The organism is Massilia sp. IC2-477, assembly GCF_020707265.1.
In the GTDB taxonomy this organism is placed as follows: domain Bacteria; phylum Pseudomonadota; class Gammaproteobacteria; order Burkholderiales; family Burkholderiaceae_D; genus Telluria.
Map to the genome: position 1 here is coordinate 18,342 of NZ_JAJFEQ010000009.1, position 12,690 is coordinate 31,031.

A 12,690-nucleotide genomic window follows, 5' to 3' on the forward strand; every position below is an offset into this window, starting at 1 on the left:
CCTATTGCTGGCGCGAGGTCGCGCGGAACTGGCTCGGCGCCTGGCCGACTTCCTTGCGGAAGAAACGCGTGAAGTAGGCCGCATTCGAGAATCCCAGTCCGAACGCGATCTGTTCCATCGACATGTCGCCGAAGATCAGGTTGCGCTTGGCTTCGGTGATGATGCGCGCATGGATCATCTTGGTGGGGCTCTGGCCCGCCGCCGAGGCGCATGCGGCGCGCAGCTGCACCAGCGACACGGCCAGCATCGACGCATAGTCTTGCAAAGGCAGGTTCTCGCGGTAGTGCTGCTCGATCAGGTCGCGGAAGCGCTCGGTCAGGCGGATATCGTTGCGGGTGGCGATCTCGCCGTCCACCGGGTCCAGGTCGACGTTGCGCACCAGGTTCAGGAGCAGGGAAGTCAGGAGCGCCTCGGTACCGGCAATATGGCCGACCGGCTTGTGCTCGACTTCGCGCGCAAGCTTCTGGATGACATCATGAAACTCGCCCGCCGTATCGTCGAGCGCAATGACGCGCGGGTGGGCCCAGAGCCGGTTGAATTCGCGCAGCTTGGCATTCACCTGCGACAGGTAGGTCACCTCGATGGTGATCACCCAGCGGTCGACGTCCATCTCGTAGTCGAGGCCATGCACGCTCTCGGTAGGCAGCAGCAACACGCAGGGGCCGGCAAACGGCACGGCGGCGCCCTCCAGGTTCATCACGCCGCAACCGCTGCGCACGAAAATTACCTGGCCATAGTCGGGATGGGCATGTGGCGCGGTACGCCAGCGGCCACGATCGGTTACGTGGCCCACGTTCACCAGCCAGCTATCCTCCTCGGGGCGCTCGACGTACAGGCGGACTTTCGGCACTGTCGTCAGGGTCACCGTGGGGTTCGCGAGGCGCTGATCCTTTGTCATCGCACTTCGTGTCATTGTCGTCTCCTCCGTACTGCTGTTCCATTCTAGGCCTGTCGCGCCCCAAGCTCAATCCCCGGCGCGCGCCGAAGAATAAAAATGCCAGCGAATCGCATTTTTGTGCAGAGACCCGCGACAATACATCCACTACGCTAGACCTGAAAATTGATCGGAGATCAGGAGATGACGCGGTTCTTCCAGCGCGTATTGACAATGATGGCGCTGTCGGCGGCGCTGCTCGACACATCGACCGTCGCGCAAGCGGCGCCGCCGGAGCTGATTTATGTGGGTACCCAGGCCGGCGAGATCCGCGCGCTGCGCTTCGACCCGGCAGACGGCCGCATGGCGCCGTTGGGCGCGGTGGCGCGCGACGGCGCGCCCACCTGGACCGCCGTCCATCCGCGTCTCCCGGTCCTGTACGCGGTCAATGACAACAAGGCGGGGGAGGGCAGCATCAATGCCTATGCCGTCGACCGGGCTACCGGTGGAATCAAGAAGATCGACGAGGCGCCCGCCGGCGGAGCCGGCACCACCTACCTGGCCCTGGACGCCGGCGCGACGACGCTGTTCGCGGCGAATTTCGGCGGCGGCTCCGCCTCCAGCATTGCGATCGAGCCGGACGGCAGCCTCGGCGCCCTGGTGTCGACGATCAAGGCCACCGGATCGGGTCCGCACCGGCGCCAGGCCAGTGCGCACGCGCATTCGGTCACGCTCGATCCTTCGGGCCGCTATGGGCTGGTGCCCGACCTTGGCGCCGACCGCGTCTTCGTGTATGCCTTTGACCGCGCCAGCCGCTCGCTGGCGCCGGATGACACCCGCACCCTGGCCCTGGCTCCGGGCAGCGGGCCGCGCCAGCTGGTGTTCGGCGCTGATGGCCGCCACGCCTACCTCATGAACGAGCTCACGGCGCAGGTGCAGGTCCTGCGCTGGGATGCGGAGCAGGGGCGGCTCGCCGCAGTGCAAGCCGTGCCGCTCAGCAGCCAGGCCTTCCAGGGCACCAGGAGCGGTTCCGCGATCGCGATCAGCCCTGACGGACGTTACCTGTATGCCGCCAACCGCGGCGAGCACGAGCTGCAGGTATTCCGTGTGCACCCGGACAGCGGCGAGCTGACGCTGGTGCAGCGCATCGCCTCGGGCGGTCAGACTCCCTGGGGCTTCGCCCTTCACCCTTCCGGCAAGTGGCTGGCGGTGGCGCACCAGCGCAGCAATACGGTCAACCTTTTCAGTATCGATCCGGCGTCCGGCCAGCTTGCGAATACCGGCCAGGCGGTGGAAGCGCCCACCCCGGTCAGCATCAGCTTCCTGAAGTAGCTCACGTCTTCGTCCACGCGGCCAGGCGGTCATTGCGACCCGCCTGCGGCCGCGCACGTCTCCACTTTTTCAATCCAGGAGTTCACATGTCCGTTTTCGGTCACCTGCTCATCGGCGCCCGCGCCATCCCTGGCGCCAACGGCGCAGTCCGCGCCACCAATCCCGCCACCGGCGAAACGCTCGAACCGGCGTTCGGCGGCGCCACCCTCGAAGACCTCGACCAGGCCTGCGCCCTCGCCGACCAGGCCTTTGACAGCTTTCGCGAGACTACGCCCGAGGCACGTGCGGCTTTCCTCGAACGGATCGCCGGCCACCTGCTGGCGCTGGGCGACGTTCTGGTAGAGCGCTGCATGCTGGAGACCGGGCTGCCGCGCGCGCGGATCGAGGGCGAACGCGGACGCACCGTGAACCAGCTGCGCCTGTTCGCGGCCACGGTGCGCGATGGCGATTACCTGGACGCGCGGATCGATCCAGCCCAGCCGGACCGCACGCCGCTGCCGCGTCCGGACCTGCGCCTGCGCCACATTCCGCTCGGCCCGGTCGCGGTGTTCGGCGCCAGCAACTTTCCGCTGGCGTTCTCGATAGCTGGCGGCGACACTGCCTCGGCGCTGGCGGCCGGTTGTCCCGTCGTGGCGAAAGCCCACTCGGCGCATCCGGGCACGTCGAGCCTGGCCGGCCTGGCGATCCAGCGCGCGGTACACGACTGCGGCATGCCGGAAGGGACCTTTTCGCTCCTCTTCGATAGTGGCCGCCAGGTGGGGCGGGGGCTGGTGGCGGACCACCGCATCAAGGCGGTCGGGTTCACCGGCTCGCGTGCAGGCGGCGCTGCGCTCATCGCCCTTGCCGCCGCCCGGCGCGAGCCGATTCCCGTCTATGCAGAAATGAGCAGCATTAACCCGGTCCTGCTGTTCCCGCGGGCACTGGCGGTCCGTGCGGAGAGCATCGGCCAGGCCTTCGCCGCTTCGCTGACCCTGGGCGCCGGCCAATTCTGCACCAATCCCGGCCTCGTGCTGGCGGTGGAAGGCCCAGACCTGGACCGCTTCATCGCCGCCGCCGGGACCGCGCTCGCCGCCATCCCGGCCTCGACCATGCTCACCCCCGGCATCCACGGCGGCTATGCCTGCTCGGTCGCGGCGATGGAAGCTCATGCCGCCGTCAAGCTCGAAGCGCGCGGCCAGGAGGGCGCCGGGCACCAGGGCCAGGCGGCGCTGTTCTCGACCACGGCGCAGGACTTCCTGCGTCACCCGGAGCTGCGCGAGGAAATGTTCGGTGCCGCCTCGCTCGTCGTGCGCTGCCCCGACCTGGCAGCGCTGCGTGATGTCGTCGCCAGCCTCGAAGGCCAGCTCACGGCCGCGCTGCACATCGACGAGGCCGACCACGTCCAGGCGGCAAGCATCCTGCCGCTGCTGGAGCGGCGCGTCGGCCGCATCCTGGTCAACGGATTCGGAACCGGCGTGGAGGTCTGCCACGCGATGGTCCATGGCGGGCCCTTTCCCTCGACTGCCGATGGGCGCTCGACTTCGGTGGGGAGCCTGGCCATCGCGCGCTTCCTGCGTCCGGTGTGCTACCAGGACCTTCCGGAAGCCCTGTTGCCGGAGGCGCTGAAGAGCGCCAATCCGCTCGGGCTGAACCGGCGCGTCGACGGCAGGCTGCAACTGGCTCGCTGAGCGCCAGGCGACACGAAAAATGCCAGCGAAACTGATTTTTGTGTAGAGACCAATACCCGCCCATCCCATATTCTGCTTGCCAGGGACAAGCAGGATGGCGCGCCCGGATCCGATCCGGCGCGCCACGAGAAGCACACACAAGGAGAACTAATTGGTCAACAAAGTCAAGCTCAAGATCGCTATCGCCGAGCACCCGCACACCTCCGCGATTCGCAACGGCTCGATCCCGATCGAGGGCGTGGAACCGGAATTCGTCACTATCAAGCCGCAGATCGGCGCCTTCCGCCGCATGGTGCGCGACGTCGAGTTCGACGTCTGCGAGATCGCGCCGACCACCTACATCATCGCCCGTGCTTACGGCGCCCCGTTCGTGGCGCTGCCGATTTTCGTAGTGCGCCGCTTCCACCACGGCGGCCTGCTGGTCAATCTGTCCGCCGGCATCAAGACTCCCAAGGACCTCGAAGGCAAGAAGGTCGGCGTGCGCGCCTATTCGGTGACCACGGGCGTGTGGAATCGCCAGGTGCTGATCGACGAGTTCGGCCTCGATGCCTCGAAAGTCACCTGGGTGGTCGACGACGAGGAGCATGTCACCCAGCTCCGGCTGCCGGAGAACGTCATCCATGCGCCGGAAGGCAGCTCGCTGGCCGACATGATGGCCAAGGGGGAGCTTGCAGCGGGCATGGAGGCGGCCGCCGGCATCGGCCGCACCGGCAACCCGACCGGCGGCTGGCAGGAAGTCGACGCTGATTATCCGGACCTGCTGCCGAACGCTGCGGAACTGGAAAAAGAGTACTACGGCCGCACCGGGGTGTACCCGATGCACGGCACCATCGTGGTCAAGGATGCCATCCTGGCGGAGCATCCCTGGATCGCGAAGTCGCTCTACGACGCGTTCGACCGTGCCAAGAAGGAGTGGCTGGCGCGCCTGGACGCGGGCGAAGCGACCAGCGCCACCGACAAGAAATACCTGGAACTGCGCAAGATCGTCGGCCACGACCCACTGCCATACGGCTTGCAGGAAAACCTGAAGACCATCGAAACCCTTGAGGCCACCGCCTTCAAACAGGGGCTGACGCCGCGCCGCATGGCCATCGGCGAGCTGTTCGTCGACCCTCAGGCATGACAACAATAACGGAGACACAAGCATGATCATCGATTGCCACGGCCACTTCACCACCGTTCCCGCATCCTTCCGCAACTGGCGCGCCAAGCAGGTCGAATCTGCCAACGACCCCGTCAACGCCCCCAGGCGCGAAGACGCCTTCGTCTCCGACGACGAGATCCGCGAAGCGATCGGCAACGGCCAGCTCAAGCTGCAGCGTGAACGCGGCAGCGACCTGACCCTGTTCTCGCCGATCGCCGGCCTGATGAGCCATCACCTCGGCAACGAGCGCACCAGCCTGGAATGGGCGGAAATATCGAATGACCTGGTGCACCGCGTGACCCAGCTCTACCCGGACAACTTCGCGCCCGTCTGCCAGCTGCCGCAGTCGCCTGGCGCCGCGCCGGCCAACAGCATTCCCGAACTGCGCCGCTGCGTCGAGGAACTCGGCTTCGTCGGCTGCAACCTGAACCCGGATCCGAGCGGCGGTTACTGGACCGGCAAGCCGATGACCGACCGCGAATGGTATCCGCTGTACGAGGCGATGGTCGAGCTGGACGTGCCGGCCATGATCCACGTGGCGGCCTCCTGCAACCCCTGCCACCACGGCACCGGGGCCCACTACCTGAACGCCGACACCTCGGTCTTCATGCAGCTGCTGCAGTCGAATCTGTTCAAGGATTTCCCGACCCTGCGCTTCGTCATTCCGCATGGCGGCGGCGCCGTTCCTTACCACTGGGGGCGCTACCGCGGCATGTCGCTCGAGATGATGGAGCGTCCGCTCGAGGGCCTGCTGGACAATGTGTTCTTCGACACCTGCGTCTACCACCATCCCGGCGTGGAGCTGCTGACCAAGGTGGTCCCGGCCGACAACGTGCTGTTCGGCTCGGAGATGATCGGCGCCGTGCGCGGCCGCGACCCGAACACCGGCGAATACTTCGACGACACCAAGAAGTACCTGGATGCCTGCACCGCGCTGAGCGGAGAAGACCGCTTCAAGATCTACGAAGGCAACGCGCGCCGCGTGTACCCGCGCCTGGATGCGCGCCTGAAAGCCCGCGGCAAATAAGGAGACTGGCATGAACCCGCAAATCATCGACATCCACCCGCACATCATCTCGGACGACGAGCGCCGCTATCCACCGGCACCGCTGTTCGGCAAGCGCTCGGAATGGTCGCAGGAGCGGCCGACGACGGTGGAAACCCTGATCGCCGCCATGAACGATGCCGGCGTGGCGAAGGCCGCCGTGGTGCATTCCTCGACCACTTACGGCTTCGACAACAGCTATGTGGTCGAGGGCTGCGCGCAATACCCGGACCGCCTGGTGGCGGTCGGCTCGGTCGACGTGCTGCAGCCGAACGCACCGGAAGTCATCCGCGGCTGGCATGACCGCGGCCTGGCCGGGCTGCGCCTGTTCACCGGCGGTAGTACCAAGGAATTTGACCCGAGCGAGTTGGATGATCCGCGCTCCTTCCCCGCCTGGGACCTGTGCGCCGAGCTGAAACTCCCGATGTGCATCCAGACCGGACCGATTGGCCTGCCTCAGGTGACGGCACTGGCCAAGCGCTTCCCGGGCGTGGACATCATCCTCGACCACCTGGGCCGTCCCGAGGTCGCGGACGGCGCGCCCTATGCCAAGGCCCAGAGCATGTTCGAGCTGGCAGCGCTTCCGAACATCTACCTGAAGCTCACGCCTCGTATCTTCGGCGACGTGCGCAAGGGCAGCGCCACTCCCGAGACCTTCTTCCCGAAAGTGGTGGCGGCCTTTGGCGCCCATCGCCTGGCCTGGGGCTCGAATTTCCCGACCTCGCCGGGTACCCTTGCGGAGATCCTGGCCACCGCCCAGGACAGCCTGGCCTGCCTGTCGACTGAAGACCGCGAGTGGATCTTCAGCAGGACCGCGCAGAAGTTGTATCCGGCACTGGCCTGAAGCACAGACAGTCCACCAAAAAGAAAAGAGGGGACAGATGGAGACAAGCAAGGACACCGGCCATCGGGCCGGGAACCCCTGGGGCATCCTGGCGCTGCTGGCGCTGGGACTGCTGATATCGTTCGTCGACCGTACCAGCCTGTCGTCGGCACTGGCCGACAAGAGCTTCGTCGAGCATTTCGCCCTGACCAGCGTGGAGCGAGGCTGGCTGAACTCGGCGTTCTTCTGGTCCTATGGCCTGTGCCAGCTCGCCATGGGCTGGATCGTCGACCGCTATGGCGTGAAGTGGCCATACACGGTGTGTTTCGCGATCTGGTGCCTTGCCACGGCGCTCACCGGAGCAGTGACGACCCTGGGCGCCCTGATCCTGATGCGCCTGCTGGTCGGCGCTGCCGAGGCGGTGGTGATCCCGGCAAGCTACCGCTGGATGGGCAACAACTTCAAGGAGAGCCAGAAGGGGCTGGCGGTCGGCATCTTCACCACCGGCGGCAAGATCGGCCCGGCCATTGGCGCGCCGATCGCGGCCTGGATCATCGTGCACCACTCGTGGCAAATGATGTTCGTCGTCACCGGCCTGGTTGGGCTGATCTGGCTCGCGCCCTGGCTGCTGGCAGTGCGCAGCGACTATCCGTCCAAGGCCGAACAGGCCGTTCGCAGGGACAGCACGCCTTCCATCACCATCGGGCGGTTGCTGGCCAGCCCGGTGGTGTGGGGCGGCATGATCAACAACTTCTGCTACGGCTACTTCACCTTCTACTGCATGAGCTGGATGCCGGCCTACCTGGTCGAGCAGCGCGGCCTGTCGCTCAAGGAGTCCGGGCTGTACACCTTCTTCAGCTTCATCGGCATTGCTATCGTGGCGACCATCGCCGGATGGGCGGCGGACCGCCTGATCGCCGGCGGCCGCGATGCGGTCCTGGTGCGCAAAAGCTTCGTGATCGCCGGCTTTATCGGCGGTACCACGGTGCTGCTCGGCGCCTACGCCCCGAGCCTGGAGATGGCGCTGTTCTGGAACGTGCTCTCGCTGTCGCTGCTGGGCCTGACCACGGCCAACAACACGACGCTGTGCAAGCTGACGCTGATCCCAAAGCAGGCCATCGGCCTGAATACCGGCCTTCAGCAGGTCGCCACGAGCCTGGCCGGCGGTATCTCGGCCAGCTTCTCGGGCTGGCTGCTGCATGTCAGCGGCAGCTACCACGCTCCGATGCTGGCGATCTTCGTTTTCCTGCTCATCGGCGCCGGCAGCTCGGTCGTCCTGTTGCAGCGAAAGTGGGCGCCGAAGGTGGCGGATGCACGGCCCGAAGCAGGCGCGGCCGGACCGGTGGCCGGCGCAGCAAAACCATAACACTTAGAAAATCGAGGTATACAGATGGCAAAGATCGTATTCGGGATGGCGGTGCCCCACAGCGGCATGCTTGGCCAGAAGCCCGAAGACTGGCTGATCAACGGGGAACGCGACCGCAACAACCCGGAACTATGGTTCCGTAACCGCACCTGGACCTATCCGGAGCTCGAAGCGCATCGCGGCGCCGCATTCGAGAAGTACCTGACGCTGGAAGAGCGGACCGTGCGTGCAGGGCGCTGCCGCGCCGCGCTGGATGAAATGGCGCGGGTCTACCGCGAGGCGAAGATCGACGTCGCCATCATCCTGGGCAAGGACCAGAAGGAGATTTTTACTGACTTCTCGCCATCGATCGCGATCTACAGCGGTGAAGAAGTGCACAACGGCCCGCCGCAGCGTTCGGTTTATGCGCCGGACCGCCATGTGACCCATCCCTGCCACCCGGAGCTGGCGAAGTACCTGATCCAGGCCTTCCAGCGCGAGAACTTCGACCTGACCGACCTGTTCCAGTGGCCGGACAACGTCTGGATGAAGCCCCTGCCCGAGTATCCGGTAGCCCCGCATGCCTACAGCTTCGTCTACCACCAGATCATGGGTGACGAGGTGCCGCCGCACGTGCCGGTCATCATGAACTGCTTCTACCCGCCGACCCAACCGTCGATGGCGCGCTGCATCGAGTTCGGGCGCGTTCTGCGCGACGCAATTGAAGCCTGGCCGGCCAACGTCCGGGTCGGCATCTTCGCCTCCGGCGGCCTGTCGCACTTCGTCAACGACGAGGAATTCGACCACCGCATCATGAAGATGCTGGGCGAGTACAACTACGACGGCCTGGCCGCGGTGGACGACGGTTACTACCAGTCCGGTACCTCGGAGATCAAGCTCTACGTCAGCGTGATGAAGGCGCTCGAGGGCACCGGCGCCCGGATGACCGTGGTCGACTACGTGCCGTGCTGGCGCACCGCCGCCGGCACTGGCGAAGGCATGGGCTTCATGTACTGGAAGCCGGAAGAATAAACCCCTGAAATGACACGAGGAAGAACATGAGCAATACCCGACTGAACGGCATCATCCGCGCCTGGGAGCAGGGCAAGCCGGCATTTGGCGCCTTTTCCAAGATCGACAAGCAAAGCGCCATCGACATGAGCGACGCCCCGTACGACGGCATCGTCTTCGAGATGGAGCACAATCCCTATGACGTGTCGGCCCTGGGCGACGCCATGCAGTACCTGCTGAACCGCAAGCAGATCCTGGCCGCCGGCTCGCTGGCGCCGACGGTGACGCCGCTGGCGCGCATTCCCGCCAACGGCGTCGAGATGAACCAGTCCTTCGCCAAGCAGGTGCTGGACCGCGGCGTCTACGGCGTGATCACGCCGCACGTGGCGACCGTGGAGCAGGCCTGGAACGCCGTGGCCTCGTGCCGCTACGCCCGTCCCAAGAACGCGCCGCTGTACGAGCCGAAAGGTGTGCGCGGCGACGGTCCGATGAATGCTGCCCGCTATTGGGGCCTGACGCAGTCGGAATACTATGCCAAGGCCGACGTCTGGCCGCTGGCGCCGCAGGGCGAGATCCTGGTCGGCCTGATGATCGAGAGTACCCAGGCGATCGAGAACCTGGACGACATGCTGAAAAACGTGCCGGGTATCGGCTTCGTGCTGATCGGCGAGGGTGACCTGAGCCAGGAACTGGGCCTTGCGCGCAAGTACGAGCACCCCGAGGTGCTGGCCGCCATGGGCCAGATCGTGGCCACCTGCCACAAGCACAAGATGCGGGTCGGTAATCCGCACGTCACCGCCGCCAACTACGAACGCCTGCTGAACGAGGGTTACAGCTTCCTGATGTCGGCGCCGCAGCGGACATATGGCGTGATCGGCAAGGCGCGCGAGATGGCGGGGTACTGAGCATGAACGGCGCCGAAACCCTGGTCCATACCCTGGTCGAACAGGGCGTGGACCTCTGCTTCGCCAATCCCGGCACGTCGGAGATGCACTTCCTGCGCGCGCTGGAAAACCCGCGCATGCGCAGCGTGCTGTGCCTGTTCGAGGGCATCTGCACCGGCGCGGCCGATGGCTACTACCGCATGAAGGACCGGCCGGCATCGACCCTGCTGCACCTAGGGCCGGGCCTGGCCAATGGCCTGGCCAACATCCACAACGCCAAGCGCGCTTCTTCCGGCATGCTCAACATCGTGGGGGAGCACTCGGCCGCGCACCTCAAGTACGACCCGCCCCTGATGTCGGACATCGAGGGCCTGGCGCGGCCCCTGAGCCACTGGATCCGCCGGGTCGAATCGCCGGCCGCGATGGCCTGGGACGCCGCGAGCGCCGTGGCCAAGGCCAGCGAAGTGCCGGGACAGATTGCTACTTTGATCCTGCCGGGAGATACCGCCTGGCAGGAAGCCGGCGCACCCGTCGTGCCGCGCCAGGTGGCGGCAGCCCCGAAGGCACCCGCCGCGGCGCGCGTCGAACACGTGGCGCGCATCCTGAAGTCGGGCGAGCCGGCACTGATCATCCTGGCGGGACGGGCGACGCGTGGCCGCGCGCTGGAACTGGCTGGCAAGATCAAGGCCGCCACCGGCTGCCGGCTGGGGACACAGTTCTTCACCGCGCGTATCGAACGCGGGGCAGGGCGGGTCCCGCTCGAGCGCATCCCTTATGCGGTGGGACAGGCGACCGAGTTCCTCGCCAATTTCAAGCACATTATCACCGTCGAAACCACGGAGCCGATCGCCTTTTTCAGCTATCCCGGCAAGCCGAGCCTGCTCAAGGCGGAGGGCACCAGCGTCCATACGCTGATCGAAAGTGGCGAGGACAGCATCGAAGGCCTGGACATGCTGGTCGAGGCGCTCGGCGCGGCCGCGACGCCGGCCGTGCTGCAGATGCCGGGCGACGCGACGCCGCCGACCGGGGCGCTCAACCCCGGCAGCATCGCTCGCGCGCTGGCGGCCGCACTGCCGGAAGACTGCATCCTGGTCGACGAATCGCTCACTACCGGACGCGAGACCATGGGCCTGACGGTCGCCGCCGCGCGCCATGACCTGATCAACAACATGGGCGGCTCGATCGGCTACGGCACCCCGGTGGCGGTAGGGGCCGCGCTGGCCTGCCCGGACCGCCGTGTGTTCTGCATGGTCGGCGACGGCAGCGCGATGTACACCATCCAGTCCCTGTGGACGATGGCGCGCGAAGGCCTGAACGTCACCACCATCATCTTCGCCAACAACAGTTACGCGATCCTCAAGGCCGAGTACGCCAACATGGGCGCCGGCGCCCCGGGCCAGCAGGCCCTGAACATGATCGACATCGACCGTCCCAGCATCGACTGGCGCGCGATGGCGACCAGCATGGGCGTGCCGGCGGTGTCGGTCGATACCGCGGAAGGCTTCCACAAGGCGATGGCCGATTCCGTCCATGCGCAGGGGCCGCTCCTGATCGAAGTCCGGCTGTATTAACAAGACGAGAGGAATCCACTGCATGATAACGATTGAAAACGGGGTGCCGGTCCTGCGCACCAACCTGTCCGAATACAAGCAGACCAAGGCGATCCTGGACGGGCGCGTGGCGTCAAGCAAGGTCAAGCTTGACCTGTGCGGCCCGACGCCGGCCCACAACGGCTTCAAGGCGATGGTGCGCGAAAACGCTTTCGATGCCGGCGAGATGGCCATCGTGACCTTCCTGCAGGCGAAAGCCTACGGCAAGCCCTGGGTGCTGCTGCCGGCGCCGATCTCGGGCCGCTTCCAGCATCACTGCGCGGGCTTCAACAGCGATTTCGGCCACCTCGACCCCAAGGACATCGAGGGCAAGCGGGTCGGCGTGCGCACCTATACCCAGACCACCGCCCTATGGATCCGCGGCATCCTGCGCCATGAATACGGCGTCGACCTCGACAAGGTCACCTGGATGACGCTGAACGACGGCCACCTTGCGGAATACAGCGATCCGGCCAACTGCGAGCGCCTGCCGAAGGGTGCGTCGATCCCCGACATGATGATGCGTGGCGAGCTGGCCGCGGCCCTGCTGGGCGAGGACATGCCCAAAGACGAACGCGTGCGCACTCTGGTGCCGGACGCCCAGGCAGCGGCCAAGGACTGGTTCGCGCGCGAGGGCGTGGTGCCGGTGAACCACTTCTTCGTGGTGCAGCAGGACGTGTCGAAGCAGCATCCGGAAGCCGTGCGCGAGATCTACCGCATGATCAAGGAAAGCCGCGAGTTGACCGAAGGCGGCCTGCCCGCGATCTTCCCGCCGATGGGGCTGGAGGCGAACCGCAAGGGCATCCAGCTGGCGATCGACTGGGCGCTGGACCAGAAGATCCTGCCGCGCCGGCTGTCGGTGGACGAGCTGTTTGACGACGTGACCGGCAGCCTGGGCTAAGAAAGAGTTGTGCATGTTTGGCAGGCGCGATGCGCCTGCTTTTTTTGCGCCGGCGCTTCAGCTTGCAACAGCCTG

At 66.0% G+C, this 12,690-nt stretch carries 11 protein-coding genes; 10 read left to right on the plus strand and 1 reads right to left on the minus strand.

Annotated elements, in window-relative coordinates:
- Position 1: 1 nt before the first annotated feature.
- Positions 2–898, minus strand: a complete 897-nt coding sequence (locus LK542_RS18070; protein WP_227812984.1) for a helix-turn-helix domain-containing protein — start codon at positions 896–898, stop codon at positions 2–4.
- A gap of 180 nt (positions 899–1,078) precedes the next feature.
- Between LK542_RS18070 and LK542_RS18075 the strand changes: the two genes are divergently transcribed.
- From LK542_RS18075 to LK542_RS18120, 10 genes are all read left to right on the plus strand, one after another.
- Positions 1,079–2,206 carry a lactonase family protein gene (locus LK542_RS18075; protein WP_227812985.1) on the plus strand — a complete coding sequence of 376 codons (1,128 nt, stop codon included), beginning with the start codon at positions 1,079–1,081 and terminating at the stop codon, positions 2,204–2,206.
- 86 nt (positions 2,207–2,292) lie between these two features.
- The gene (locus LK542_RS18080) at positions 2,293–3,873 is read left to right on the plus strand and encodes an aldehyde dehydrogenase (NADP(+)) (protein ID WP_227812986.1); all 1,581 of its coding nucleotides are present in this window, start codon (positions 2,293–2,295) and stop codon (positions 3,871–3,873) included.
- 151 nt (positions 3,874–4,024) lie between these two features.
- Positions 4,025–4,996 (plus strand): ABC transporter substrate-binding protein, encoded by a 972-nt coding sequence (locus LK542_RS18085; RefSeq protein ID WP_227812987.1) that lies wholly within the window; start codon positions 4,025–4,027, stop codon positions 4,994–4,996.
- 22 nt (positions 4,997–5,018) lie between these two features.
- Positions 5,019–6,044: an amidohydrolase family protein gene (locus LK542_RS18090; RefSeq protein WP_227812988.1), complete on the plus strand. Its 1,026-nt coding sequence runs from the start codon at positions 5,019–5,021 to the stop codon at positions 6,042–6,044.
- Positions 6,045–6,054: 10 nt separating this feature from the next.
- Positions 6,055–6,906: an amidohydrolase gene (locus LK542_RS18095; protein WP_227812989.1), complete on the plus strand. Its 852-nt coding sequence runs from the start codon at positions 6,055–6,057 to the stop codon at positions 6,904–6,906.
- 37 nt (positions 6,907–6,943) lie between these two features.
- Complete coding sequence (locus LK542_RS18100) at positions 6,944–8,251, plus strand: MFS transporter (protein WP_227812990.1); 1,308 nt, start codon at positions 6,944–6,946, stop codon at positions 8,249–8,251.
- Between the two features lie 24 nt (positions 8,252–8,275).
- Positions 8,276–9,262 carry a protocatechuate 3,4-dioxygenase gene (locus LK542_RS18105; protein ID WP_227812991.1) on the plus strand — a complete coding sequence of 329 codons (987 nt, stop codon included), beginning with the start codon at positions 8,276–8,278 and terminating at the stop codon, positions 9,260–9,262.
- 26 nt (positions 9,263–9,288) lie between these two features.
- On the plus strand, positions 9,289–10,146 hold the full coding sequence (locus LK542_RS18110; RefSeq protein WP_227802231.1) for an HpcH/HpaI aldolase/citrate lyase family protein: 858 nt from the start codon (positions 9,289–9,291) through the stop codon (positions 10,144–10,146).
- Positions 10,147–10,148: 2 nt separating this feature from the next.
- The gene (locus LK542_RS18115; protein ID WP_227812992.1) at positions 10,149–11,696 is read left to right on the plus strand and encodes an acetolactate synthase large subunit; all 1,548 of its coding nucleotides are present in this window, start codon (positions 10,149–10,151) and stop codon (positions 11,694–11,696) included.
- Positions 11,697–11,718: 22 nt separating this feature from the next.
- The gene (locus LK542_RS18120) at positions 11,719–12,615 is read left to right on the plus strand and encodes a phosphate ABC transporter substrate-binding protein (RefSeq protein WP_227812993.1); all 897 of its coding nucleotides are present in this window, start codon (positions 11,719–11,721) and stop codon (positions 12,613–12,615) included.
- Positions 12,616–12,690 lie beyond the last annotated feature (75 nt).

Coding starts and splice junctions, on each gene's coding strand:
- LK542_RS18110 (WP_227802231.1), top strand. CDS start 9,289: ATGAGCAATACCCGACTGAACGGCATCATCCGCGCCTGGGAGCAGGGC.
- LK542_RS18095 (WP_227812989.1), top strand. CDS start 6,055: ATGAACCCGCAAATCATCGACATCCACCCGCACATCATCTCGGACGAC.
- LK542_RS18090 (WP_227812988.1), top strand. CDS start 5,019: ATGATCATCGATTGCCACGGCCACTTCACCACCGTTCCCGCATCCTTC.
- LK542_RS18075 (WP_227812985.1), top strand. CDS start 1,079: ATGACGCGGTTCTTCCAGCGCGTATTGACAATGATGGCGCTGTCGGCG.
- LK542_RS18100 (WP_227812990.1), top strand. CDS start 6,944: ATGGAGACAAGCAAGGACACCGGCCATCGGGCCGGGAACCCCTGGGGC.
- LK542_RS18080 (WP_227812986.1), top strand. CDS start 2,293: ATGTCCGTTTTCGGTCACCTGCTCATCGGCGCCCGCGCCATCCCTGGC.
- LK542_RS18115 (WP_227812992.1), top strand. CDS start 10,149: ATGAACGGCGCCGAAACCCTGGTCCATACCCTGGTCGAACAGGGCGTG.
- LK542_RS18105 (WP_227812991.1), top strand. CDS start 8,276: ATGGCAAAGATCGTATTCGGGATGGCGGTGCCCCACAGCGGCATGCTT.
- LK542_RS18120 (WP_227812993.1), top strand. CDS start 11,719: ATGATAACGATTGAAAACGGGGTGCCGGTCCTGCGCACCAACCTGTCC.
- LK542_RS18070 (WP_227812984.1), bottom strand. CDS start 898: ATGACAAAGGATCAGCGCCTCGCGAACCCCACGGTGACCCTGACGACA.